Origin of the sequence: Clostridioides sp. ES-S-0123-01, assembly GCF_020658415.1 — a bacterium.
Lineage (GTDB): Bacteria > Bacillota > Clostridia > Peptostreptococcales > Peptostreptococcaceae > Clostridioides.
The window spans coordinates 291,497-318,023 of sequence record NZ_JACVWD010000003.1; the positions used below are offsets into that span (position 1 = coordinate 291,497).

The 26,527-nt window shown below is 29.0% G+C and carries 32 protein-coding genes; 24 read left to right on the plus strand and 8 right to left on the minus strand.

Annotation, left to right across the window (positions count from 1 at the left end):
- The first annotated feature begins 6 nt into the window (after positions 1-6).
- The 16 genes from speB (at position 7) to IC175_RS08390 (ending at position 13,073) form a co-directional block, all read left to right on the plus strand.
- Positions 7-966, plus strand: coding sequence for an agmatinase (speB, locus tag IC175_RS08315; RefSeq protein WP_227824673.1), 960 nt, complete (start codon positions 7-9; stop codon positions 964-966).
- A 158-nt stretch (positions 967-1,124) separates the two neighbouring features.
- Positions 1,125-2,255 carry a 1-propanol dehydrogenase PduQ gene (locus IC175_RS08320; RefSeq protein WP_227851415.1) on the plus strand — a complete coding sequence of 377 codons (1,131 nt, stop codon included), beginning with the start codon at positions 1,125-1,127 and terminating at the stop codon, positions 2,253-2,255.
- A 27-nt stretch (positions 2,256-2,282) separates the two neighbouring features.
- On the plus strand, positions 2,283-2,633 hold the full coding sequence (gene eutS / locus IC175_RS08325; protein ID WP_227824675.1) for an ethanolamine utilization microcompartment protein EutS: 351 nt from the start codon (positions 2,283-2,285) through the stop codon (positions 2,631-2,633).
- Position 2,634: 1 nt separating this feature from the next.
- Positions 2,635-3,090: a EutP/PduV family microcompartment system protein gene (locus IC175_RS08330; protein WP_227824676.1), complete on the plus strand. Its 456-nt coding sequence runs from the start codon at positions 2,635-2,637 to the stop codon at positions 3,088-3,090.
- Positions 3,091-3,149: 59 nt separating this feature from the next.
- Entirely contained in the window at positions 3,150-4,583 is a 1,434-nt protein-coding gene (gene eutA / locus IC175_RS08335) for an ethanolamine ammonia-lyase reactivating factor EutA (protein WP_227851416.1), read from the plus strand.
- A gap of 16 nt (positions 4,584-4,599) precedes the next feature.
- The gene (locus IC175_RS08340; RefSeq protein ID WP_227824678.1) at positions 4,600-5,964 is read left to right on the plus strand and encodes an ethanolamine ammonia-lyase subunit EutB; all 1,365 of its coding nucleotides are present in this window, start codon (positions 4,600-4,602) and stop codon (positions 5,962-5,964) included.
- A 12-nt stretch (positions 5,965-5,976) separates the two neighbouring features.
- On the plus strand, positions 5,977-6,870 hold the full coding sequence (eutC, locus tag IC175_RS08345; RefSeq protein ID WP_227831325.1) for an ethanolamine ammonia-lyase subunit EutC: 894 nt from the start codon (positions 5,977-5,979) through the stop codon (positions 6,868-6,870).
- Positions 6,871-6,891: 21 nt separating this feature from the next.
- Entirely contained in the window at positions 6,892-7,545 is a 654-nt protein-coding gene (gene eutL / locus IC175_RS08350; RefSeq protein ID WP_227835882.1) for an ethanolamine utilization microcompartment protein EutL, read from the plus strand.
- Positions 7,546-7,551: 6 nt separating this feature from the next.
- Positions 7,552-8,202, plus strand: coding sequence for a BMC domain-containing protein (locus IC175_RS19545; protein ID WP_285894768.1), 651 nt, complete (start codon positions 7,552-7,554; stop codon positions 8,200-8,202).
- Between the two features lie 2 nt (positions 8,203-8,204).
- Entirely contained in the window at positions 8,205-9,674 is a 1,470-nt protein-coding gene (locus IC175_RS08360; RefSeq protein ID WP_227851417.1) for an acetaldehyde dehydrogenase (acetylating), read from the plus strand.
- 60 nt (positions 9,675-9,734) lie between these two features.
- Entirely contained in the window at positions 9,735-10,022 is a 288-nt protein-coding gene (locus tag IC175_RS08365; RefSeq protein WP_227824682.1) for a BMC domain-containing protein, read from the plus strand.
- A 99-nt stretch (positions 10,023-10,121) separates the two neighbouring features.
- Positions 10,122-10,892 (plus strand): cobalamin adenosyltransferase, encoded by a 771-nt coding sequence (locus tag IC175_RS08370; RefSeq protein WP_227824683.1) that lies wholly within the window; start codon positions 10,122-10,124, stop codon positions 10,890-10,892.
- A gap of 13 nt (positions 10,893-10,905) precedes the next feature.
- Positions 10,906-11,532, plus strand: a complete 627-nt coding sequence (gene eutD, locus IC175_RS08375) for an ethanolamine utilization phosphate acetyltransferase EutD (protein WP_227824684.1) — start codon at positions 10,906-10,908, stop codon at positions 11,530-11,532.
- 24 nt (positions 11,533-11,556) lie between these two features.
- On the plus strand, positions 11,557-12,258 hold the full coding sequence (locus IC175_RS08380) for a TIGR02536 family ethanolamine utilization protein (protein WP_227851418.1): 702 nt from the start codon (positions 11,557-11,559) through the stop codon (positions 12,256-12,258).
- Between the two features lie 12 nt (positions 12,259-12,270).
- Entirely contained in the window at positions 12,271-12,543 is a 273-nt protein-coding gene (locus tag IC175_RS08385; RefSeq protein WP_227824686.1) for a EutN/CcmL family microcompartment protein, read from the plus strand.
- 56 nt (positions 12,544-12,599) lie between these two features.
- Positions 12,600-13,073: a cupin domain-containing protein gene (locus IC175_RS08390; protein WP_227831319.1), complete on the plus strand. Its 474-nt coding sequence runs from the start codon at positions 12,600-12,602 to the stop codon at positions 13,071-13,073.
- Positions 13,074-13,144: 71 nt separating this feature from the next.
- Here IC175_RS08390 and IC175_RS08395 read toward each other — a convergent pair whose 3' ends face one another.
- Positions 13,145-13,975 (minus strand): MerR family transcriptional regulator, encoded by an 831-nt coding sequence (locus IC175_RS08395; protein ID WP_227835886.1) that lies wholly within the window; start codon positions 13,973-13,975, stop codon positions 13,145-13,147.
- Between the two features lie 462 nt (positions 13,976-14,437).
- Here IC175_RS08395 and IC175_RS08400 point away from each other — a divergent pair, with 462 nt between their 5' ends.
- Positions 14,438-14,683 (plus strand): helix-hairpin-helix domain-containing protein, encoded by a 246-nt coding sequence (locus IC175_RS08400; RefSeq protein WP_227845516.1) that lies wholly within the window; start codon positions 14,438-14,440, stop codon positions 14,681-14,683.
- A gap of 147 nt (positions 14,684-14,830) precedes the next feature.
- Here IC175_RS08400 and IC175_RS08405 read toward each other — a convergent pair whose 3' ends face one another.
- The 7 genes from IC175_RS08405 to IC175_RS08435 form a co-directional block, all read right to left on the minus strand.
- Positions 14,831-15,115 (minus strand): DUF3795 domain-containing protein, encoded by a 285-nt coding sequence (locus IC175_RS08405; protein WP_227433516.1) that lies wholly within the window; start codon positions 15,113-15,115, stop codon positions 14,831-14,833.
- A gap of 15 nt (positions 15,116-15,130) precedes the next feature.
- Positions 15,131-15,388, minus strand: a complete 258-nt coding sequence (locus IC175_RS08410; RefSeq protein WP_227433515.1) for a TfoX/Sxy family protein — start codon at positions 15,386-15,388, stop codon at positions 15,131-15,133.
- A gap of 55 nt (positions 15,389-15,443) precedes the next feature.
- Complete coding sequence (locus tag IC175_RS08415; RefSeq protein ID WP_255613107.1) at positions 15,444-15,959, minus strand: GNAT family N-acetyltransferase; 516 nt, start codon at positions 15,957-15,959, stop codon at positions 15,444-15,446.
- 139 nt (positions 15,960-16,098) lie between these two features.
- On the minus strand, positions 16,099-16,239 hold the full coding sequence (locus tag IC175_RS08420; RefSeq protein WP_227831316.1) for a hypothetical protein: 141 nt from the start codon (positions 16,237-16,239) through the stop codon (positions 16,099-16,101).
- Positions 16,240-16,407: 168 nt separating this feature from the next.
- A complete protein-coding gene (locus tag IC175_RS08425) occupies positions 16,408-17,145 on the minus strand; it encodes an ABC transporter permease (RefSeq protein ID WP_227831315.1) in 738 nt (245 codons plus the stop codon).
- 11 nt (positions 17,146-17,156) lie between these two features.
- Positions 17,157-17,918 carry an ABC transporter permease gene (locus tag IC175_RS08430; RefSeq protein WP_227483040.1) on the minus strand — a complete coding sequence of 254 codons (762 nt, stop codon included), beginning with the start codon at positions 17,916-17,918 and terminating at the stop codon, positions 17,157-17,159.
- On the minus strand, positions 17,918-18,832 hold the full coding sequence (locus IC175_RS08435) for an ATP-binding cassette domain-containing protein (protein WP_227851419.1): 915 nt from the start codon (positions 18,830-18,832) through the stop codon (positions 17,918-17,920). The genes IC175_RS08430 and IC175_RS08435 overlap by 1 nt, the downstream gene beginning before the upstream one ends.
- A gap of 193 nt (positions 18,833-19,025) precedes the next feature.
- Here IC175_RS08435 and IC175_RS08440 point away from each other — a divergent pair, with 193 nt between their 5' ends.
- From IC175_RS08440 to IC175_RS08470, 7 genes are all read left to right on the plus strand, one after another.
- A complete protein-coding gene (locus IC175_RS08440) occupies positions 19,026-19,733 on the plus strand; it encodes a response regulator transcription factor (protein WP_227831313.1) in 708 nt (235 codons plus the stop codon).
- 39 nt (positions 19,734-19,772) lie between these two features.
- Positions 19,773-21,179, plus strand: coding sequence for a sensor histidine kinase (locus tag IC175_RS08445; RefSeq protein ID WP_227851420.1), 1,407 nt, complete (start codon positions 19,773-19,775; stop codon positions 21,177-21,179).
- Between the two features lie 959 nt (positions 21,180-22,138).
- Positions 22,139-22,510 carry a BlaI/MecI/CopY family transcriptional regulator gene (locus tag IC175_RS08450; protein WP_227433507.1) on the plus strand — a complete coding sequence of 124 codons (372 nt, stop codon included), beginning with the start codon at positions 22,139-22,141 and terminating at the stop codon, positions 22,508-22,510.
- 531 nt (positions 22,511-23,041) lie between these two features.
- Positions 23,042-23,509, plus strand: a complete 468-nt coding sequence (locus tag IC175_RS08455) for a VOC family protein (RefSeq protein WP_227483036.1) — start codon at positions 23,042-23,044, stop codon at positions 23,507-23,509.
- A gap of 52 nt (positions 23,510-23,561) precedes the next feature.
- Positions 23,562-24,005 carry a DUF3788 family protein gene (locus IC175_RS08460; protein ID WP_227483035.1) on the plus strand — a complete coding sequence of 148 codons (444 nt, stop codon included), beginning with the start codon at positions 23,562-23,564 and terminating at the stop codon, positions 24,003-24,005.
- Positions 24,006-24,218: 213 nt separating this feature from the next.
- Positions 24,219-25,088 (plus strand): Nif3-like dinuclear metal center hexameric protein, encoded by an 870-nt coding sequence (locus IC175_RS08465; RefSeq protein ID WP_227851421.1) that lies wholly within the window; start codon positions 24,219-24,221, stop codon positions 25,086-25,088.
- Positions 25,089-25,576: 488 nt separating this feature from the next.
- On the plus strand, positions 25,577-26,284 hold the full coding sequence (locus tag IC175_RS08470; RefSeq protein ID WP_227433502.1) for an SAM-dependent methyltransferase: 708 nt from the start codon (positions 25,577-25,579) through the stop codon (positions 26,282-26,284).
- The last annotated feature ends 243 nt before the right edge of the window (positions 26,285-26,527 follow it).

Consider the following 26,527-nt stretch of genomic DNA (forward strand, 5'->3'; position numbering starts at 1 on the left):
GTAGTTATGATTAAATATAAAACAATAAATTCTTTAAAATCACCTAGATTTGCAGGAATTAAAACATTCATGAGATTACAAAATGTAGTTACAACAGACGATGTAGATTTTGCTGTTGTTGGTATACCATTTGATTCATGTGCTACATTTAGAGTTGGTGCTAGATTTGGTCCATCATCAATAAGAGAAATGTCAGTTCTAGGTTGTAAACCATATAATCCAGTTCTTGATGTTGGTATATTTGACTATTGTTCTGGGGTAGACTATGGTGATTTAGGCTCTGTACCAGGATATGTAGAAGATACATTTGATGTAATTACAGAGGGGATGTTACCTATCTTTGAAAATGGTGTAGTTCCAATAGCTATGGGAGGAGACCATAGTGTAACATTACCAGAATTAAGAGCTTGTCATAAGGTTCATGGACCAGTTGCTTTAATACACTTTGACTCTCATTATGATACAATAGCAGAATATTTTGGAAAGCCTTATAGTCATGGAACACCTTTCTACCATGCTGCTAAAGAAAACCTTGTTGATACATCTAAATCAATTCAAGTTGGAATAAGAGAAGGTTATTATGGTGAAGAAGATAAGTACCACTCAACTGATTTAGGGTATGAAGTTTTAAAAGCTGTTGAATGTCATAAGATGACTACAGAAGAAATAATTGAAAGAATTAAACAACGTGTTGGTGATTCAAAAGCATTCCTTACATTTGATATAGATTTTGTTGACCCAGCATATGCACCAGGGACAGGAACTCCTGTTATAGGTGGATTCTCATCTGCCCAAACATTAGAAATAATAAGAGGATTAAAGGAGTTAAATATAGTAGGCTATGACCTTGTTGAAGTTGCGCCACAATATGATGCTGGAAATGTTACTTCACTTACAGCTGCGGGTATAATGTATGAATTTATATCTCATATAGCTTATAAGAAAAAGCATAACATAAAGTATTAATATACAAGATTCTTGACTTTACTAAAATCCAATATTTACTAAAATAATGTCATAACGAAATATTGAAAGCTTAATAAAAGCTCCATAGATTGTTCTGTGGGGCTTTTGCTTAACAATTGTTTAATTTTAAATAAGTTTTTATAAAAGAGGAGATTAGATTGAATAATTTTGAAATAAAAACCAAAGTAAAATTTGGAGTAGGTTCTTTAGAATATTTACAAGAGATAAAAGATAAAAAAGTGTTGGTTATAACAGACCCTTTTATGGTTAAATCAAAAACTATAGATAAAATCTTAGTAAATTTAAAACACAGTACATATGAAGTATTTAGTAATATAGTACCAGACCCACCTATAGATACAGTAGTACAAGGCATAGAAGTATTAAAAAATATAAAGCCAGATACAGTAATAGCTTTAGGTGGAGGTTCTGCAATAGATGCAGCCAAAGCTATAAAGGACTTTTCAAAGCAAATTTTAAGAACTAATGAAATCGAATTTATTGCTATCCCAACAACAAGTGGAACTGGCTCAGAAGTAACATCATTTTCTGTAATCACAGATAAGCAAAAAGGTGCAAAGTATCCTCTAGTGTCAGATGAATTAATTCCAGACATAGCAATACTAGACCCAGAGTTGGTTAAAACAGTGCCAGATTTTATAACAGCAGATACTGGAATGGATGTTTTGACACATGCATTAGAAGCATATGTATCAGTAAATTCTAATGATTTTTCTGATGCACTTGCTGAAAAGGCAATAAAACTAGTATTTGAATATTTATTGAAAGCATATAGGGATGGAAACGATTTAGAGGCTAGAGAAAAAATGCATAATGCATCTTGTCTAGCTGGAATGGCATTTAATCAAACATCATTAGGAATAAATCACTCCATAGCACATGTTCTAGGTGGAAAGTTTCATATACCACATGGAAGAGCAAATGCAATATTATTGCCATATATAATAGAATACAATGCTAATATCACAGGATATTCAAATACATACTACTCATTATCAGCAAAAAAATATGCACAAATATCAAAGTTAATAGGTCTTAGTAGCTCAAACACAAGAAGTGGTGTAAAGAGTTTAATTAATGAAATAAAAAAACTACAAAAAGAATTAAACATGCCAACTAAATTGAGAGAATGCAATGTAAATTTGGAAGAACTAAGTAATTTACAGAGTGAAATAGCAGTTTTGGCTATTCAAGATGGATGTACTAGTGCAAATCCTAAAGTTCCCATAGAAGAAGACATAATAGAAATACTAAATAAAATTAAGTAAAAATGTGATAAAAATTAGGGGGCAAAATTGAACGAAGAAACTAAACAAAGAATTATACAAGAATATGTTCCAGGAAAGCAAGTAACACTTGCTCATATAATAGCTAATCCAAATGAGGATATATACAAAAAGTTAGGATTAATACTAGATAGAAAAGATGCAATCGGTATTCTTACAATAACACCAAGTGAAGCTTCAATAATAGCAGCAGATGTAGCAACAAAATCATCAGATATAACGCTTGGATTTATAGATAGATTTAGTGGGTCTTTAGTAATATCTGGAGATGTGAGTTCTGTAGAATCTGCATTAAATGAAGTATTAGAAGTGTTAGGTGAGATGTTGAATTTTTCATCAACTAAGATAACGAGGACATAAAATGAAAAATATAATTTTTATGGGAAAAACAAGTAGTGGAAAGACGACTCTTTGCCAAAAACTAGATGAGCTAGAGATTAAATATAAGAAAACACAGTCAATAGAAATTTATAAAAATGCAATAGATACACCAGGTGAATATATGGAAAATAGAGCATTGTATAATGCTTTAATAACTACAGCTGTAGATGCTAAAGTAGTGGCTATAGTTTATGATGCAACTCAAGAAGAAAATTATATGGCACCAGGTTTTGCAAGTATATTTTGTAAAGAAACTATAGGCATTCTGACTAAGATAAATAAATTAGATAAAAATCAAATAGATTTAGGAATAGAAAGATTAACGTTAGCAGGAGTCAATAAAATATTTAAAGTAGACACAATAGATGATGTAGGTATAGATGAATTATTTGAATATTTAAATGAGATAAGCTCATTGGAAGAAAAATATTGCTAGTCTATAGAACAATCTAACTTCTTTGTTTAAGAAATACTTTTAAATTATGAGGTGAGAAAATGAGAGAAGAGTTATTAAGTGTTGGGATAGATATTGGGACAAGTACTACTCAACTAATATTTTCTAAATTGATAGTTGAAAACACTGCATCTAGTTTTTCAGTACCTAGGATAAGTATAATAGACAAAGAAATTGTATATAAAAGTGAAATATACTTTACACCTCTTATCTCCAACAATGAGATAAATGGAAATGAAATAAAAAACATAGTTGATAGTGAATATAAAAAAGCAAATATATCTAAAGAAGACATACATACAGGTGCAGTTATTATAACTGGAGAAACTGCAAGAAAAGAAAATGCAAATTATGTACTTCATAATTTAAGTGGGTTTGCAGGAGACTTTGTGGTGGCAACAGCAGGACCAGATTTAGAAAGTATCATATCTGGCAAAGGAGCAGGAGCCCATATTTATTCTAAAAATCATTCAACTAATGTTGTAAATTTAGATGTAGGTGGAGGAACTAGCAATTTAGCTTTATTTAAAAGAGGTGAAGTATTAGATACTGGCTGTCTAGATATAGGTGGAAGACTTATAAAAATAGACAAGCATAGTAAAAAAATAACTTATATATCACCTAAGATAGAAAAAATCATAAAAGATTATAATTTAGGTCTTCAAATAGGAACTATAGCAACCATAGAAAACACAAAGCCAATAATAGATATAATGGTTGATTTAATATTACAAAGTATAGGAATAAAAAAGAAAACGAGTCTATTTGAGTTTATGGTAACTAATAAATCTATAAATTTAAGTGAAAAGATAGATAACATATCTTTTTCTGGTGGGGTCGCTGATTATATCTACTATGATAAAAAAATAGATGAATATTTTAAATATGGAGACTTAGGTATTTTATTAGGTCAAGCGATAAAAAATTGTGATGAACTAAAAAAAATAAATGTAATAACTCCATTAGAAACTATTAGAGCTACAGTAGTAGGTGCTGGTTCTCATACTACTGAAGTAAGTGGAAGTACTATAACTTATACAAGTGAAGATTTTCCACTTAAAAACTTACCTGTTTTAAAACTATCACGAGAAGAAGAAACTAGCAATGAAAAGGCATTAAGTGAAAGTATAAAAAATAAGTTAAATTGGTTTAAGTTAGAAAATGACTTACAAAAAATTGTTATCGCTATAGAAGGAAGTAAAAATCCAAGCTTTTTAGAAATTCAAGAGTATGCACGTGGATTAGTGAGTGGTATGGAAGAAATTATAGAAAATGACTTGCCATTTGTAGTAATTATAGAAAATGACATGGCAAAAGTATTAGGACAATCTATTTGTGCAGTTTTAGATTACAAAAAAGATATTATTTGTATAGATAGTATTAAGGTTGAAAATGGAGACTACATAGATATTGGAAAGCCAATAGCTGAAGGTAAGGTGTTACCTGTAGTAATAAAGACATTAGTTTTTAATTAAAAAAGGGGGTAAGGAGATGATTTTAAAGACAAAATTATTTGGGCGTACTTATCAGTTCAAAGGATTATATGATGTAATGGCAAAAGCAAATGAAGAAAAGTCTGGTGATAAGTTAGCTGGTCTTGCAGCTCAAAGTGCCGAAGAAAGAGTGGCAGCAAAAGTAGTTTTATCTCATATAAAATTAGAGGATATAAGAAACAGTCCCGCAGTTCCTTATGATGAAGATGAGGTCACAAGAATAATTCAAGATGGAGTAAATGAAAAAGTTTATAGTGAAATAAAGGACTGGACTGTTTCAGAACTTAGAGAGTGGCTATTAGATAGTGAAACAAGTAGTTTAGATATAAAAAGAGTTTCAAGAGGATTAACTTCAGAAATGATAGCAGCAGTTGCAAAGCTAATGTCAAATATGGACTTAGTTTATGCAGCAAAAAAAATTAAAGTTACAGCTCATTGTAATACAACAATAGGCGAAGAAGGTACTTTATCAGTTAGACTTCAACCAAATCATCCAACAGATGACCCAGATGGAATACTTGCATCACTTCTAGAAGGATTAACTTTTGGAATAGGTGATGCAGTACTAGGATTAAACCCAGTTGATGATTCAGTTGAAAGTGTAACTAAAGTATTAAAGAGATTTGAGGAAGTAAAACAAAAATATAAAATACCTACTCAGACTTGTGTGTTGGCACACGTTACAACACAAATGGAAGCTATAAGAAATGGTGCTCCAACAGATTTAATATTCCAATCAATAGCTGGTTCTGAAAAAGGAAATGAAGCTTTTGGATTTAATTCAGAAACTATTGAAGAAGCAAGAAATTTAGCTTTAAAGCATGGAACAGCTACTGGTCCAAATGTAATGTATTTTGAAACAGGGCAAGGCTCAGAGCTTTCTTCAGAAGCACATCATGGGATAGACCAAGTTACTATGGAAGCTAGATGTTATGGATTTGCTAAAAAGTTTGAGCCGTTTTTAGTAAACACAGTAGTTGGATTTATAGGGCCAGAGTATCTATATGATGCAAAGGAAGTAATGAGGGCAGGACTAGAAGACCACTTTATGGGTAAATTACATGGATTACCAATGGGTGTTGATGTTTGCTATACAAACCATATGAAAGCAGACCAAAATGATATGGAAAATTTAGCGATATTATTAACTACAGCTGGATGTACATATTTTATGGGCATACCTCATGGAGATGATGTAATGCTTAACTACCAAACTACAGGATACCATGAGACAGCATCACTTAGAGAAATGTTTGGACTTACAGGAATAAAAGAGTTTGATGCTTGGATGGAACAAATGGGCTTCTCTAAAGATGGTAAATTAACAGAAAAAGCTGGAGATGCATCAATATTATTAGGGTAGGAGGTCTTAAGTATGAATGAAAAAGATTTAAAAGCATTAGTAGAGCAGTTAGTAAATCAAATGGCTGGTCAAATTGATTCTAGTGTTGTAAATGAAGTTGTTGAAAATACAGTAGACAAAGTAAATAAAAGTACAATAGACGATGATGCTTGCATAGAAGATATAACGGAAATAGATTTAAAAAAGCAATTATTAGTAAAAAATCCTAAGGATGCAGAAGCCTATTTAGATATGAAATCTAAAACTCCTGCAAGAATAGGTATAGGTAGATGTGGAGCTAGATATAAAACAGAAACAGTTTTAAGATTTAGAGCAGACCATGCTGCTGCACAAGATGCTGTTTTCTCTTATGTAGATGAAGATTTTGTGGAAAATAGCAACTTAATAAAAATAGAAACTTTATGTAAGGATAAAGATGAATTTTTAACTAGACCAGACCTTGGAAGAAAGTTTTCAAGTGAAACTATAAATTTTATAAAAACGCAAATAGGTACAAATCAGAAGGTATTAATAATGGCAGGTGATGGACTAAGTTCAGCTGCTATAGAGGCCAATTCAAATGACTGTATTATGGCTATAAAGCAAGGTTTAAAGATGTATGGAATTGAAGTGGGAGATATTGTATTTGTTAAACATTGTAGAGTTGGGGCTATGGACCATTTAGGTGAAGAGTTAGACTGTGAAGTTGTATGTGTGTTAATTGGAGAAAGACCAGGTCTTGTTACAGCAGAATCTATGTCAGCATATATTACATATAAGCCTAAAGTTGGTATAGCAGAAGCCAAGAGAACAGTGGTGTCAAACATCCATAAAGGTGGAACTACTGCTGTTGAAGCAGGTGCACATATAGCTGAACTTATAAAAACAATTTTAGATAAGAAAGCTTCTGGAATTGATTTAAAATAATAACTTAAAGGAGTACAAGTTATGAAAAATGATATAATTCGTCCTAAAATACTGGGAATTAAAATGATTTCAAACATAAGTCCAGAAATGGCAAAAAAGTTAGAATTAAATTCAGACCATAAAAGTTTAGGTTTTATAACTGCTGATTGTGATGATGTAACATATACTGCTCTTGATGAAGCAACTAAAGCTTCAGAAGTTGATGTTGTATATGCAAAGTCAATGTATGCAGGAGCTACAAATGCTTCAACAAAACTTGCTGGTGAAGTATTAGGTATAATAGCAGGACCAAGTCCAGCTGAAGTAAGAAGTGGATTAAATGCAGTAGTTGATTTTCTGGAATATGGAGCAACTTTTATGAGTGCAAATGATGATGATTCAATAGTATATTATGCTCACTGTGTATCTAGAACAGGAACATATCTTTCTAAAGTGGCAGGAATCAATGAAGGAGAAGCCATAGCTTATTTAGTAGCACCACCTTTAGAAGCTATGTATGCACTAGATGCAGCATTAAAAGCAGCAGATGTAAGTCTATGTGAATTATTTGCACCTCCAACTGAAACAAACTTTGGTGGAGCATTGCTTACAGGTTCTCAATCAGCTTGTAAAGCAGCTTGTGATGCTTTTGCTGAAGCTGTTAAATCTGTAGCTGATGACCCAACAAGGTTTTAAAGATAAATGAATGCTGTAGGTTTAATAGAAGTAATAGGATATGTTGCTGCAATAGAGGCATGTGATGCATGTGTAAAGTCTGCTAGTGTAAATATACTTAGCATTGAAAAAGTAGGAGCGGGAATAGTTACATTAACAATAGTTGGAGATGTAGGCGCAGTTAAATCAGCTATAGAAGCTGGAGAAGTAGCTGTAAACAAGGTTGGAGTATTAAGAGCAACTCATGTAATACCAAGGATACATAAAGAAGTAGCTGATAATTTATTTAAAAAAGAAGAAAGAATTACTCAGAAATATAATGAAGTTAGCGAAATACCAATCAAAGAAAATATGAAGATAGAAGAAAATGAAGATACAAATGTAGAAGCTTTAGAAGAAGATGTAAAAGTTGAAGAAAATGAAAATACAAATACAGAAATCTTAGAAGAAGACATAAAAATTGAAGAAAATGAAAATACAAATATAGAAACTTTAAATGAAGTAAAACCAGTAAAAGATGAGGTCACTAATAATAGAAATTTATTAAATATGAATATAAAAGAATTAAAAACTTTAGCTAGAGAATACGATTCTTCTTTGACTAATAAAGAATTAAATTCTTTAAGAAAAGAAGACCTAGTAGATTTAGTTTATAAATTGATTAGAGAGGATAAATAAAGATGGAAATTTTAGATAAAGATTTATTATCTATACAAGAAGTTAGAAATCTTGTAAAAAAAGCTAAAGAAGCTCAAGTTAAACTTTCCAGAATGAGCCAAGAACAAATAGATAAAATAGTTAAGTCAATGGCAGAGGCAGCATATGAAAATGCTGCTAAGTTGGCTAAAATGGCCAATGAAGAAACTGGGTTTGGAAAATATGAAGATAAAATAGTTAAAAATACATTTGCATCTAAAATGTTATATGAAGCAATAAAAGATATGAAGACTATTGGGATAATAGGTGAAAATAAGGCAGAAAAAACGGTTGATATAGCTACACCAGTAGGAGTAGTAGCAGGGCTTATACCATCAACAAATCCAACATCAACAGTAATCTACAAAGCTATGATTTCTATAAAATCAGGAAATTCAATAATTTTCTCACCACATCCAAATGCAAAAAAATGTATACTTGAGACTATAAAAATAATAAGTGAGGCAGCTATAAAAGCAGGAAGTCCAGAGGATATTATATTAGGTATAACTAATCCCAGCCTTAAAGGTACTAATGAATTAATGAAGCATAAGAATACTAAACTTATTTTAGCAACTGGCGGAGAGGCTATGGTTAGAGCTGCTTATTCATCAGGAACACCTGCCATAGGAGTAGGACCAGGAAATGGACCAGCATTTATAGATAAGAGTGCAGATATTAAGTTAGCAGTTAAAAGAATATTAGATTCTAAAACTTTTGATAACGGTGTAATATGTGCATCTGAACAATCTATAATAGTAGAAAAATCTATGGAAGATATAATTGTTAATGAACTGAAAAATCAAGGGGCTTATTTCTTAAATGAAGAAGAAAGTGAAAAGCTGTCTAAATTTATATTAAGAGCAAATGGAACAATGAATCCTCAAATAGTTGGAAAGAGTGTAGAAACACTTGCTAAATTAGCTAATTTAAGTAATGTGCCAAGTTATGCTAAAGTGCTTATAGCAAGAGAATCTAGAGTAGGAAATGATGTAGCTTATTCTAGAGAAAAACTGACTCCAATACTTGCATTTTATGTAGAGGAAAATATTGAATCTATTATGCAAAAATCTAGAGAGATACTTTTAAATGAAGGTGCTGGTCACACATTCTCAATGCATGCTAATGATGAGGAACTTGTAAAGAAATTTGCACTTAATATGCCAGTATCAAGAATAATAGTAAATGCACCATCTGCACTTGGAGGAATAGGTGGAGCAACAAACTTATCACCAGCTTTAACATTAGGGTGTGGAGCTATAGGTGGAAGTTCAACTTCAAATAATGTAGGACCATTAGACTTATTAAATATAAAGAAAATAGCCTATGGAGTTAAAGAAATAGAAGAACTTAGAGGTACAAATTCTAAAGTAGAAAAATCAATATTTGACTCTATGGATAGAGAAGAACTAATAAATGTATTAGTAAAAAAGATAGCTTTAGAGCTATGTTAGATTTTGAAAAACTAAAATAATTTTAAAAAATATTAATATAAAATTTTGGAGGTAAGCATTATGGCAAATGCAAACGCATTAGGGATGATAGAAACTAAAGGATTAGTAGGAGCAATAGAAGCAGCAGACGCAATGGTTAAGGCTGCCAATGTTCAATTAGTTGGAAAAGAGCAAGTAGGTGGAGGTTTAGTTACAGTAATGGTAAGAGGTGATGTTGGAGCTGTTAAAGCTGCTACAGATGCAGGTGCTTCTGCTGCTGAGAGAGTTGGAGATTTAGTATCTGTTCATGTTATACCAAGACCACACTTTGAAGTAGATGCTATATTACCAAAAGTAAATGTTGATTAATAAGTTTATATAGTAAATAAAATTTAAATTTGATAAAAAGGGGATGTCAATATATTTTGAGGGGTCCCCTTTTATACATCTAATAGGAGATGTGATAAAATGAGTGTTTTAACAGAGAATCAAATAAGAAAAGAAATGCGTGAAAATAAAGGGAATATAACTGAATATTACATTGAAAAAGGTCAAATTATAACTCCTTTAGCAAAGTCTTTTTTAGCCGAAAAAAAGATTGAAATAAAATATATTGATAATATTTCAAATGAAAATAATGAAAATAATAAGAATAAGGAAGCTATAAAAGAAACAGTAAGAGAAGAATCTTATAAGTACAAAACTGTATTTGGAGCTAAGTTAAATGAAAAGCCAGAACATATGACTCATTTAAATGGAGATATATTAGTATTTAAAGACCATAAAAGGATAATTTTAAGGGGAAAGATAGACTCGTTAGAATCAAAAATACTAGAAGTTCAAGTTTTATGCAACAAAAAGAGTCTTGGAAAATTAGTAAATGAATTACAAGAAATATTAGAGTTTGTAAGGAAAATAATGAGATGTGAAGTGTTAGAAGAAAAATTAGATAGCTTTAAGCTTTTAGGTCTATCTGAAAAAGAGTTGAGAGAGCATTCTCATAATCCTAAAAAATATTTTGGTATAGGTCATGAATTTCCAACTTATAAAATGGGTGAAGAAGTAGTACTCATAAATAGTATAAGAACTAGTACTAGGGAAGCTGAACTCTGTGCATATGAAGCGTTTAAAGGTGAATATGGAGAAGTTGAGAGAGAAGATTTAATAAAAGCTCTTAATAGATTGTCATCAGTGTTCTGGATTATAATTTATAAAATAAGAACTGGACAATACCAGTAGTTGGGGGAAGTTTATGGAAAACCTATTAAATGAAATAGTAAAAGAAGTAGTAAGTAGAGTTAAAAAAGAAGTATTTATAGAAGTTGAAGCGTCAGGAAGACATGTACATTTAAGTGAAGAAGATGTAGAAAAATTATTTGGTAAAGAATATATATTAACAAAATTAAAAGATTTATCTCAACCAGGTCAATATGCTTGTAAAGAAAGAGTTACAATAATTGGACCAAAGGGTACATTAAAAAATGTTGTAGTTCTTGGACCTTGTAGAAAGAAAACACAAGTAGAAATATCACTAACAGATGGTTCCATATTAGGATTGAAGCCACCAATAAAGCAAAGTGGAGATTTAGAAGATACCTTAGGTATTAAAATAGCTACAGAAAAAGGAGAGATTGAACTTCAAAAAGGTCTTATGGTAGCAAAAAGACATATACACATGTCGATAGAAGATGCCAAAAAATTTAATGTGGGAGACAATGAGATAGTTGAAGTTAAAGTATTTGGTAAAAGACCTCTAATATTTGATGATGTAGTTGTTAGGGTTAGCGATAAGTTTAAAACTTATATGCACATAGATTACGATGAGGCAAATGCATGCGCATATTCAAAAGGAAGTATTGCAAGGATAATAAAGAGATAGCTATATATCTAGAAAGGAAAGCTTATGGATTACAACAATATTATAGAGATTATAGTAGAAGAACTTTACAAAAAAATAAATACTACGAATGTTGGATATATAGAAAATGAAAATAGAAAAAAAGTAATTATATTATATGAAAATGATAAAAGTAAATTTGACTTATTAAATGATAAGTTTAATATAGAAATATTTGATAGTGCTACAAAAGATTGTGATGCAGTAATAGTATCAAAACTTTGTTTGAGGGGTATTTGCAACTTAGCATTAGGAAATAGTTTTTCAAATGAAGAAATATTTCTATTAAAAATGCTTATGAAAGGTAAGAAAGTATATGTGTTAGATGAAGGAATAGAATACAAACTCTATAAAGACACTGCACCTAAAGCACTATACAATAAATACAGAGCTTATGAAGAGGATATTTGTAGGTATGGAGTAAAGATTATAAAGAATTTAAATGAGATAACATTAAGTGAGAGAGCATTTAGTGAGGAAACGTTTAATAAAGAAATATTGAATGAAGAAATATTGAACGAAGAAAAAGTAAAAATAGATGATAATTTTAGCATAGATTTGACACAAAAAAGGCTTATATCTGAGTCTGATTTGAGAAAGCCTATGATAAGTGGAACTAAGGATATTATCGTAAGCAAAAATAGTATAATAACTCCATTAGCTATTGATTTTATAAGAATACATAATATAACAGTAAAAAGAATATAGTGGAGGAGACTTATGGAAATAGGAAAAATAGTTGGTAATGTATGGGCAACAAGAAAAGATGAAAAGTTAAATGGACAAAAATTCTTAGTTGTGAAACTATTAAATGCTAAAGATACATATAAAGAAGGTTTTTTAGTAGCAGCAGATAATGCAGGGGCAGGGAATGGAGATTTAGTTCTTATAACTAGAGGCTCTGCTGCTAGAACTTCAATAGAAAGACAGAGTGTTCCAATAGATGCAACTATAGTTGGTATAGTCGATTCTCTTGAATTTGCGGATGAATAACAAATGAGTAAAAGTATTGGTGATATAGAGATATAAGGTTAAGGAGGTAATAAGAGATGGATATAAGTACATTAAACAAAGATATGTTGGAAGTCTTAGTTAGACAAATAATAGAAGAAAATTTAAATGGTTCTAAAAATAATATAGATTTTAATAGACACAAAGATATAAGTGGAATAACTTCTATAAAATTACCAAGAGTAAAGGTAGATGAAAGTAATAGATTAGATACTGGTAATCCAAATGATATAGTTTATACAAAAGATTTATTTACTTTAGAAGAAAGTCCAAGACTAGGTTGTGGAATTATGGAAATGAAAGAAACAACTTTCGATTGGACCTTAAATTATGATGAAGTAGACTATATAATAGAAGGAACTTTAGATATATTAATAGATGGCAGAAAGATAACAGCATCTGAAGGGGAACTAATACTCATACCAAAAGGAAGTAGTATAAAGTTTTCAGTACCTAATTATGCTAGGTTTATATATGTAACATACCCAGCAGATTGGGAATCACAAAAGTAATAAAAAGACTATGGATAAAAGTAAGTAAAAAGGCTATGATAAGCTAACAATCATAGCCTTTATGTAATAGACTATATTTTTTTTACTGGAACTTGAATTTCCATAAGCGTTTCATTTAAGTAACTAGTAAGAGTCACATCTATTTTAAATATTTGATAAATATCGCCATTAAGGCATAGGTTGTGCTCACTCATATACTCTTTTATAAAATCAAAAGATGGATGGTATCTTTCAAGTTCATCACCATCATAATACATAGAAAGATATAACCCCCCTGGAACAAGTTTTTTTAAAGGGGACTGTATATCATCATCTTCTATGAATATAAATGGAGATAAAGGAATATAATCTTTAGATTCGTCTAAAATTAAATCATTACCATAAGCACCCACTCTATCACTTGCAACAATTGGAGCAATCTCATTTAAATGAGATTCCAATTCAGTTACAGCAAGAGCTAATTCATGAGGTCCACCAGTTGGTTTATCAAAGGTAATCATATATCTATCTGGAAGTGTAAGTTCTGTAATTGTATTTACTGGAGATAGAGAATCTAGTTGTTTTAAAAATTCAACCTTTTTATTTAATACCTTTTCAAGCTCTATTTTTTCTCTGATTTCTGAGTGAAGTGTTTCCTGGTATTTTTCAAAAATTTCAATAGATTTTTTGAAATTTCTGTCATTAAAATAACTTGTAATATCATTAATACACATTCCTAATTGTCTTAATTCTTTTACAGTTCCTAACTCTTCATATTGAAGAATAGAGTAATATCTATATTTAGTATTAGGGTCTACGTAGTTAGGTTTTATAAGATTTATTCTGTCATAATATCTTAGTGTTTCACTTGTAAGGTTTCTAAGTTTTGCTAATTGGGTAATTGACAAAAGTTTATTATGCACAATATTTACCTCCTATTTTAAGCTAAAAATTTTTAAAAGGAAAGATAGGCTTTTAATAGACGTCATATAAGGTGTTTAAATAAACTTTTTAGGAAAATGTAAACTAATTTAATTTGATAATACTAAATTATATTAATTTTCTTAACATAATAATACCAAAAAACAGGCAAAAAGTGAAGTATAAAGAACTGATTTTCTATGACCATTTTTATGGGAAAGTAAATATTAATTGAATGGTGAAGTGTTTGGTATCACTTAGGTTGTAACTAAGTAATTTATTTTATTAAAAAGCATACAATAATAATATTTTATATCAAAAAAGTAGTATTTAGTCAGCATTATTAATTTATATTAAAAAATATAAATTAAGTACTATGAAATTTTAATATTAGATGTAGCATAAAAATAATATTTAATATACAATAAAATATAAAAACACATATCCTAGAAAGAAGGTATAACATGGGAGAATTGAGAAAAATTCCTGGGGTAGGAAAGGAAACTGAAAAAGACCTAATAATGTTGGGATATACAACAATTGAATCCCTTAAAGATGCCAATCCAGAAGAGTTGTACCAAAAAGAATGTTTAATGAGTGGGAAACATATAGATAGATGTCAACTATATGTATACCGCTGTGCAATATATTTTGCATCAACAGAAAACCCAGACCCAGAAAAACTAAAGTGGTGGTATTGGAAAGACTAAAGAATAATTATAAAAGACTAAAGAGTGATTATAAAAGAGTTAAATATCAGTTTTGAATAATAATTAAAACTATTATTTAGCTCCTTTATAATACCTCACTCATCATATGTATCTTAACATAATATGTATTTCAATCAATGAATTAAATTAATTAAGAGAATCATTTAAAGATTTTTCTTCAGCTAGCCATTTTCTGCATTGTTCAATCTTTATTGTAGGGTCAAAACCTTGCTCTTTCCCCATATTTGAAAGCATATCACAAGGAAAAGTATCACATTCTCCACAATGATTAAGTTCTTTGCTTTCACAGCAAGTCTTAACCTTACATTCACCACCCCAAAATGGACCTTTCATTTGAGTACATCCTTTACAATTTACTTTCTCTTTTCTTGCACAACTGTTACAGAGTACACCACATCTTGATTCAAACATATAAACTCTCCTTTTCTAACACTTAAATATATTATAAAATTCTTTTAATTCTTCCTTTTCATCTGAAGATAATTGACTTTTTCTGATGCCTTGAATTGCACCTTCTAGTGAATATAGACGGTTAATACATGCAGAAGCATCAATAGATTTTATTTTTAACCATGCCTGCTTGCTACCTATTTCCTTTAACTGTTCATAGGTTGTGATTCCAACTTGGTTTAATTGACCTTCAACTACAGGACCTATATTTGGTAATTTAGAAAGTTCACCCATTATATCACTCCTTATATCTTAAATATTAAATAGAATTACCAATCATAGTTTATAACTACTGTTCAAAAAATTCCTTTGCATATTCTACAGTACCAGACACTTCTTTCAATCCATTGTCTAGTAGCTCTATAGCCATAAAATTTTCATCTGGCACTTCAAATGGAGCTTTTATATTAAACTTACTTGCTACTTGATAGCCAAACTTAGGATAATATTTGTCATGACCTAAAACTACACAACCTTTATATCCTTTTGACTTTGCAATTTTATGTCCTTCTTCAATTAACTTTGAACCTATTTTTTTGCCTTGGACACTTGGAGAAACTGCTACTGGTGCTAGTGCAAGTAGTACATCATTTTTAATCTTTATTTCTGTAAATAGAATATGCCCAACTATATCTCCATCATCTTCAGCAACAAGTGAAAGTTCTGGAACAAAGCTAGTACTATTTCTTAATCGATTAACAAGGTTTTGTTCATCATGGTCAGAAGATTCTTCATTTGTAAATGCAGCTTTAATAACTTCATATACTTTATCTTTGTCACTGGCTTTTTCTTGTCTAATTATCATTTTAATTTATACTCCTGTGGATTAAATTTTTTTATCTGTTATATTAAAGCTAATTCTATTAAGGTTAATTCTAGAAAATGAAAATAGCAGTGTACTATAGCCTTATCAATAGTTTTATCACTTTTCATAATAAAATGCATTACACATCTAAGTGTTTTACCAAAATAGCAGTTCCATCTATTACATAATCTCCAGCTCCATAGAGAGATACATATTCATCTAATAAAAAATCAGTCATTGCCTTATCAGATTTCTTGAATCCAGATTTTTCATATGACATAATTGCAAATATAGGCAAGCTTTTTTATATTTTACCATACTACATCATGAAAGTCTTTTTTATTGATTAGATGGTCAAGAGGTGATTTGAATTATTTATCATACATACTTGATTTATTATAATACAAGAGGATGACACCATCTTGTCATATATAATTTTATTGTAAGGTTAAGATATAACATCATTTTTTCTAAAGTTTCTCTTAGCGATTTCAGAAAATATTATAGTAGTGGCAAATGCAACACATATTGTAACTATAGTATCATTAACGTTTAAAGCAGATTGTTTTATAATACCCATAGCACTTCCTAACATAGAGTATGGGAAAAATATACCAATAGAAGGTTGTGCTATTAGTAAGCCCATTCCAAATAGAGAAAGGCAAAGACTGATACCAATAGGAGTAGCAAAACTTCTAATCTTTATAGATAGGTATAGTTGTATAGAAGCTATTGAAATTGAAATAATCCAACCCTTAACAATCCAGCCAGTGAGTTCATTAGGTACACTTTGGGAAAATCCAATCATATTTCCAGCAACTATGTAAAAAATAACGAAAACAATTTGAGTGATAGCCGTAAGTATTGAAATAACTATAAGTTTAGATAAAAAAATGTTTTTTAAATTGATTGGAAGTGTCATTACATTATTCCAATTATGATTCATATGTTCAAGTCTGCAAACATAGGCACAAAAGATTGCTATTAATATAGGAAAGAAAAACTCACCATAAAATAGACTAACTTGAGTCCACAAGCTATACCATTCTTTCTTAAGGATATCTTGATTTAGATAAAAGTTTCCAGTACCAATTAGCACACTTAGAAGTGGTAAAGCCAATAATATATACCATATAAAAGAATTTTTTAACTTTAGGATTTCTCCCAAAACTGATTTTCTTAACATTTAAATCCCTCCTATATTTCCTTTTTTAATAAATGATTTTTTCCAATATAATAAATTAACATTCCAACAAAGAAGATTAAAACAGTCATTGAAAAATTCATATTTACTTTGTAAACTGATGAACCAAGGGCAGTGTCATAAGCATAATTTAGAGGCGTTAATTCTATGTAATAAGACCATATAAATAATCTACGAATACCTTGAAAAAATAGTCCTGATGTTAAACCTATAAAGCTACCTAACATACCAAGTGTAACAGCAAGCATTTGATTTTGGAATACAGTTGCAACCCATTGGTGCAGTGCTATTATAGCTATACTAACTAGTATCGTACCTAAGGTATATTTGACAATTAAGGACATAGAAAATGGTTCGATAAAGTCCTTAAAAGATGCAAAACCTAAAATAGCCAATATTTGTATAAGTATAGATAATGATATCAAAATAGTAGAGCATAAAAATTTAGAAAAATAAATACTATTTAAGGGTGTAGCAGAAGACTTTAAAAGTTTCCATGTATCTCCTTTATGCTCTATATCGCTTATTCGGGAAGTAATTATTGATATTAAGATAGGAAAAAATAATCCATTTAAACTTGTAAAACTCATAATCATGTATGAATATTCAAATCCACTTAGCATGTCTGGATTCTTTGTAAGAGCTCTACTTGAATTCATGATACACCATATTATTTCAACAGCTACAAATAAAAATGTCATCAAAATAATTTTCTTTCTTTTAATTTTATAAAATTCTAAACTAAGATATTTCATTATAAAGTCACCGCCTTGCCAGTAAGTTCAAGGAATATATCCTCTAAGCTCTTTTTATGTTCTTCTATTCTAAATACATCCATATTTGAATGTACAAGTATGTTATTTATTTTAGCTACATCTGTATTTTTTAAATTTTCAATAGTTAAATATCCATCTTGTATAAGTGACATATATCCTTGTGTATTTAAAAGTTTTTGAGCAGATATTGGATTTTGTGTTTTAATAGCAATATGACTTTGACCTTTATCATGAAGTTCTTTTATACTATCTTGAAAAACAAGTTCACCATGATTTATTATTCCTATTGATGTGGCGATTTGGTCAATTTCACTTAGAAGATGACTAGAAATAAGAACTGTCATGCCATATTTTTCTGGAAGAGATTTTATTAGTTCTCTAATTTCTTCAATTCCAGCTGGGTCAAGTCCATTTGTAGGTTCATCAAGTATCAATAGTTTTGGAAACTTCATTATTGCCATGGCAATGCCAAGGCGTTGTTTCATACCTAGTGAATATTGACTGACCTTCTTATTTTTCTGATTTTCTAGTCTTACTATTTTTAAGGCTTCATGTATATTTTTTTTAGGTAAATCTAATAGTCTTTGCATAATAGTCATATTTTCAAGCCCTGTCAAGTGTCCATAATATGATGGAGATTCTATCAATGAGCCAATATCATTTAAAATTGATATTCTGTTTTTATCATTTAACTCTTTACCTAAAATACTAATATTTCCTTGTGTAGGTTTTGCAAGTCCAAGTAGCATTTTAAGAGTAGTAGATTTACCAGCACCATTAGGGCCTAAAAAGCCATATACAGCTCCTTTTGGTACTCTAAGGTCTAAGTCTTTTACTCTAAATATTTTATTGTATTCTTTTGAAAGTCTGTTTGTTTTAACTATCATTTCCATATGTTTTATCCTCTTTTCTATAATTTAGTATGAATTTTTATGACTTACATATAGTAGTGTTTGTAGCTTATATTAATACAATAAAGTACTTACATTTCAGATAGCTGAAGTTTACCTTACGATAACCTTAAATAGTCTATTGGGGTAAAGTTATAAAAATGGGTATATGATATACTTATGGAGGGTGATGATTATGGAAACAATAAAGGATAAAAAAATACTTGTGGTTGATGACCATAAAGAATTATTAAAAATGATAGATGAAATCTTAAGAAAAGATGGATTTAATAGAATTTTTCTAGCCTCTAGTTATGAAGAAGCTGTGAAAGTATTTAAAAATATAAAACCAGACTGTGCAATTTTAGATGTAGTATTGCCAGATGGAGATGGATTTTCTATTATGAGAAAAATTAGAGAGACGTCTAAGATACCAGTTATTTTTCTTTCTGCAAGAGGAGAGGATGAAGATAGATTGATTGGTTTGGGTTTAGGAGCTGATGATTATATAGTAAAGCCATTTTTACCTAAAGAACTTACTTTAAGGTTAATAGGTATACTAAATCGTGTATATATTCCTATGGAAGAAGAGGAGTTGCCAGTATTTAAACTAGGAGATTCTGTTGTTGTAAATTTAAATACTGCATGTGTAAAAAAAGATGGACAAGAAATATCTTTAACTGCTAAAGAACATTCCCTGCTTTTAAAGTTGTATGAAAATAAAGGGCGAATTGTTACTAGTGATGCACTATGTCAAGCTATATGGGGAGATGACATGTATGGGTATGAAAATACTCTTATGGTACATGTTAGGAGAGTTAGAGAAAAGATAGAGGAAGCACCATCTTCTCCTAAGCATCTTCTTACAGTAAGAGGGCTTGGATATAAATTAATTGTTAATTGATTTATGCCATATGAAGATTTCAAGAGGAGTGATTTAACTTTGGATAGTGTAAAATATATATTGAGGCGATTTATAGGTTCAAGTATCTTGATTTCATTATTTCTAATTATCTTAAACATAACAGGATTTTTGATATTTTCATACGTAACCTTTATATATCCATACTTGGGAGAATCGGATATAAGCACTAGCAGAGAGACTAAAGCAAATTTAATGATGCTTGAGGAAAAGTTAATCTCAAAAGATGGTAAATTTGTTTTGGATGAATCTATCAAAGATGTGTTACATAAAAATCAAGCTTGGGCAATGTTAATTGATGATAATGGGGACAGAATATGGGAGTATGATTTACCCAAAGAAATACCAAAGCATTATACTTTAACGGATGTAGCTAAATTTTCAAAATTCTTTTTAAAAGACTATCCTGTGTATGTATGGGAGCATCCTGAGGGGCTTCTAGTTACAGGATATCCAAAAGACAAGTATACTAGGTTTAACCTTACTTATACCATTAGAGAAATAGAGCAATTTCCAAGGTTAATATTAGTTATGCTTTTGCTTAATGCAATAATTACTTTTTTAATAGCTTTGTTCATAGGATTAAAAATGGTAAAATCTATAAAGCCAATTATTACAGGGATGAAGCTTATTTCAAAGGGCGAGCCAGTATTTCTTCAAGAAAAGGGAATACTTAGTGATATTTCAAAATCTATTAACTCTGTATCTAGAGAATTACAGGAAAAAAATGCAAAGCTTAGAAAAAGAGAAGAAGCTAGGTCTAATTGGATTGCAGGAATATCTCATGATATAAGAACACCACTTTCAATGATAATAGGATATGCTGGAGAGCTTGAGGAAAGTAAAAATCTTTCTCAAAGAGAACATGAGCAAGTATCTATTATATGTAATCAAGGTATTAAGATTAGGGAATTAGTAAGCGACCTTAACTTAGTCTCTAAATTGGAATACAATATGCAACCATTGGATTGTGGTAAAATTAGAGTTTCTGTTTTCTTGAGAGAGGTTGTTTCTGATTTTATAAATAATAATTTGGATAATAACTTTTATATTGAGATTAATATATTGGATGAAGATATTATTATAGATGCAGATAAAAAGTTATTAAAAAGAGCTATTAGCAATTTGATACAAAATAGTATAACTCACAATCAACATGGGTGTAATATAAATGTAGTTTCAAGGTCTGATTTAGATTTTTGTTATATAACTATTGAAGATGATGGAAAAGGTATGAGCAAAGATAAAATTAGTTATTTATTGAATAATCAATATAATTTGAGTGATGCATATGCTAAAGGTCAGAATCATGGTCTGGGTCTTTTAATAGTAGCAGGTATTATAAACGCACATAAAGGTAAATTAAATATCACAAGTGATGATTGTCATGGTCTAAAAATAACTTTAAAATTACCACTAGCAAAGTAAAATTTTATGATAAAATAATAAATAAGCGTGAACAATGAAAATATTTTGAAAATAATTTTATTATTTATTGACAAAAATGTTCTATCGTAGTAGAATAAATATAAATTCTTTTCTTGTCAAGTTTTATTAAATAAAATAGTAACTTTTGCTTTATGCGCTTAGAGCTAAGTTACTCATGGTATCAAAATTTTCATAGGAATAATATATTTTGGAATTATTGTAAGACTGTTAAACTCTTTAAATAGTTCCCTTTTTTTTAATATTTTTCAATAATACTTAAAATATTATTGACAAAAATATTCTACTAAAATAGAATTATAATATAGTAGTTTTTAATTTTGAGAAGAAGATAACCAGATTTTAAGAGCAGATTTAATTAGAAGAACTTTTATGTAATTATTAGAGGAATATTTTATTAGAACCTTGTATTTAGAGCGAAAGAGCATCTTAAATAGACATTTTTTGACCATATAAACTCTACTAAAGTAGAGTTTTGGTGTCTGATTTTTAGTGATATAAAGTATAGATGTCTAGATATGTTGAATTAAATTAGAGCTATAAAGAGCTGTTGAGGAAAAGGTTTGGATTAAAAAAATCATAAATGAGAGATTCTTTTTTTAAAAGCTAGAGAAGCAATAAGTCAAAATTAAAAGAAGTAAGATTACTAAAATATAAATGCTTAAAACTAGAAAGAAAAATTTAAAAGAAGGGAGAGCTACTGAGACAAGTATCCAGAAGTATATAGCTGAGTACAAGATATTTCATAAAACTTAAGCAATATAAAGTAATTCTGACACTATTTACACATGTTTATTATGTACAAATAGCTAACTTTAGAATTTAAGATTGAGAAAATCTTATAAAATTACAGTAATTTAAATGAATATAACATCAATTAAATTGATGAAAGTTTTACTGTGAATATTGCTTGTCTGTATTCTGAGTAGCAAAGGTTTATTATGCCAATAAAAAAGTTGCCACAATCAGAATTGAAGATAATGAAATTTATATGGAAAGTAGATTCCAAAATAACATCAAAAGATATTATTTTAGCTATGGAGCAAAAATATCAATGGAAGCAAACGACAACTTTAACTATTTTATCTAGATTAGTAGTTAAAGGATTTTTAAGTTCTAAAAAGGTAAATAAACATACACAGTATGAGATTTTAATTAATAAAAAGGACTACTTGAATGTTGAAACGAGAGAATTTTTTAGTAATATTCATGATTCCTCTATAAAAAGCTTATTATTATCACTTCATGCAGATGATAATATAAGTGAAAAAGATATACTTTTTATTGAAGAGTGGTTAAGAAGTATTAAATAAAAATAAGAAAATAAGATTAAAGAAAAATAGTAGCTATTTGTAAAATAAAACATGATACCTAAAAATATGAAAACTTATTTTTAGAAATTTTGTGAGCTTGTATAATATAAGTAAAACATTAGATTGGTGATTTATGTAATTTAATAGATTATATGTAAATTAAATATTATAAAAATACAATCTTAAAGCAAAATTAAAGCAAAATTTTGTATAATATAAACATAAATCATATACAGTATATTTATGATATGTAGTATATCTGTATTTGAAAATTATAAATTATAAGTGGATTGTAATATGAACCAAAATAAAATTAAATATGAGTGTAAATTAATGATGGACAATTCTATTAATTCAATATAAAAAGCTACCTTTAGTTATCAATTAAATAACTATATTTTAGGGTAGCTTTTTGCATATGGATTGTAGTTGTGTAGAATACATAATTTCATAATTTTTATAAATATGACATATAGCTTTCAAGTTTAAATTGGTAAAATAAAATAATAATAAAAATTAGGGGGGATATTTATGAAATATCAATGTTCATTATTGGCAGTAAATGATGTAGAAGTGTCAAAAAAGTTTTATGGAGAATTGTTTGACCAAAAAGTTGTGTTAGATTTAGGGAAAAATGTAACTTTTAGTGGAGGATTTGCAATACAAGAGGATTTCGCATGGTTAACAGGACTAAATCCAGATACAGTTGTGAAAAAATCACACAATATGGAACTTTATTTTGAAGCTGATGATTTTGATAAATTTATTGAAAAACTTAAATCATATAAAGATGTAGAGTATGTTCACCAACCACTAAAATATGAATGGAAACAGAGAGTAGTGCGTATTTATGACCCTGATAAGCATATTATTGAGGTAGGAGAAGCTATGGAAGTTATAGCTAGAAGATACTTAGATGAAGGGTATTCTGTAGAAGAAGTTTCTAAGATTATTCAACATCCAATTGAATTTGTAGAGGAATGTAAAAGGAGTGAATAATTTTGTTACTAGTATTTTCAGATTAAAAATAAATCAAAAGTGGTGATTAAAATTGTATGAAAGAATGTTGAATAAAAGTGTTATGCCATCAGAAAAAGAGATTTCTGAGTATGTTGGCAAAAAACATTTTAATCTTATTTTGCATCTTGAGAATTTATTAGATAAAAAATATGATTTGCGTAAAGAATTAAGATTTCCTTTTGGAAATAATTATGGCTGGGGATATAAGTATTCACATAAAACAATGCATCTATTTTATGTGTTTTTTGAGAAAGATTGCTTTACAACAACTATTCAAATTGGAAGTAATGATGTAGACAAGCTATTAGATATACTGGATAACTTATTACCAAAGACAAATGAATTTTGGAATAAGCGATACCCTTGTGGAAGTGGAGGATGGATAAATTATAGAGTGGAGAATGAGAAAGAGCTTGATGATATTTTAAAGATTATTGAAGTTAAGAAAAAGCCTCCAAAAAATCTAATCATATAAAATAATCGTATTTGACAAGATTAATGATGTAAATTAAAATGAAAAGATATTTCTAGACAAGAGTATTGAGATAGAATGTATACTAGAAAAATAAATTATACTTTAAGATGAGTGAGTATTTATAGTGTTTTGAGATATAGTTGATTTTTAAAGTATAAGTATACTATAGAACTCTTGTATAAATAGATATTAGTTAAATATTATTGTAAAGGAGTGATTAGTATTAAAGCAAAAGAACTTTATAAAAAGTTAGACTTAGAATTTGATATTAAAAATATTGATGATGATTGGAGTTTTATGAATTTTGAAAATGATTTTATTACTCCAGAGTTTAAGAAAAAATACATAGGTTTAGTATTAGATAATGCTCAAGACATTAATAAAGTATATACAGTTACTTTTCCAGATAAAGAAATAATTCAGCAAATCATAGATAAAGATGAAAGAGATATCTTACTTTTTTCACACCATGCAATGGGATATATAGCATCTGATGAAGGTTTTCCATTTCATGACATTCCACTATCTTATATGGAAGAGATGAAAAAACGTAGAATTTCTTTTTATGTATTACATTCTCCATTAGACAATTATAGTGATTATTCAACTTCTGTTAGTTTTGCAAATGCTTTAGGTCTTGAAATTGTCAAACCATTCTGCAAATATGATGATAAAATCAAGGTAGGAGTTATATGTAAAACATCCTTAAAGTCAGTAGAAGAGATTAAGGAGCTTGTTAAAAAAGCAGTTGGACATGATGTGAAACTATATGATTATGGAAGCTCTTTTTTAAAAGATGGTTTAGTAGCTATTGCAGCAGGGGGAGGAAGTTATCCATTTGTAGCAAGTGAAGTTGATGAGCTTTGTATAAATTTATATATTACTGGATTTACCAAGCCTTTAAAACATTTTGAGCCAGTATTAGAATTTCATAGAATTGCAAAAGAGAATTTAATTAATGTTATAGGTGCTACTCATTATTCTACAGAAAAATTTGCATGTATGTCTTTAGTTAATTACTTCAAAAATCTAGGGCTAGAATCAGAATTCTTAGAAGGAAAGTATTATTTAGAAGATTTATAATAGATATTAAACAAAAATAGGCAGTCAGTAAAAATTTGTGTTTACTGACTGCCTATTTTATTGTTTTTAGAATAATATCTTAATTAGCTTTATAATGTAGTATCGTAATACTCTCTGGAGAATTTAAAAAAATTGTCTTGGAGTTAGATTTTTTAGATATTCCAAAATCCATGCATATCTGCTTCTTTATTTGTTCATATTTTATAGCTAACATATATCAAGGTTATTTTTCCTATTTCACTATAGAATACTTATTTTTCGATGTTTTTTTATAGTATTATTATGATAAACTATATTTTATAAGTATTTATTTTAAATTATTATAAATATTAATTTTAAAATAATAGAATTATTATATTTATGAGAATAAATGGTATAATAAAAGGTAAAGTGTCAAATATCCGCTAAACTAAATAGATTAATTAGTATATACATTAAAATATAAACAATTTAAATAAATAATAATTTATAAGGAAAGGAAAGATAGAATGGTATTTACGAAAAGTAATAAGTATGACAAAGAGTTCCTCATGAAAAATATGATGGGACCTAATTGTATAAAAATACTAGAGGAACTGACAAATAAGATAAAATTAGAAAAGGGAATGCGTATTTTAGATTTAGGATGTGGAAGAGGTATATCTTCTATATTTTTAGCAAATGAATTTGATGCAACTGTATTTGCAACAGATTTGTGGATAGAACCAACTGAGAATTATGAAAGATTTAAGGACTTTAACTTAGATAATAAAATATTTCCAATACAAGCAGAGGCACATGAATTACCTTATGCAGAAGGTTTTTTTGATGCAGTAATAAGTGTTCATTCTTATCACTACTTTGGAAATAAAGAAGGTTTTTTAGAAAATCACATATCGCCTCTTGTAAAAGAGGGTGGAATAATTGCAATGGCAATGCCAGGATTAAAACAAGATTTTGTAGATTGTATACCTGATGAACTTATTCCATTTTGGCAAGATAACATGAATTTTCATTCTCTTAAATGGTGGAATGAGCTTTGGTCAGAATCGGAGTCTGTGATTTTAGAGAAATGTGAAGCTTTAAGTTGTCATGAAGAAGCATGGCAAGATTGGCTAAACTGCGATAATTCTTATGCAAAAAATGATAAAAAAATGATGGAAGTAGAAGATGGTAAGTATTTTAATACAATTTCTCTAATAGCTAGAGTTAAATAAAAGTTGGAGTTAGATAAAGACTAGAGCTTGATAAAGATTTGAATCAGATAAAGATTAGAGTTAGATAAAAATTCAAATACAAAAATAATTATTCAAATATAAAGATGATTATTTAAATACAAAATGATTTTTTAGAGAATTTATACCCAATTGGACTATTTAGGTTGATTGGGTATTTTTATTTTGTAATAATATACTAAAAATAAAAATTTTATGTCACAAAGTACTTTTTAAATTGTCTAA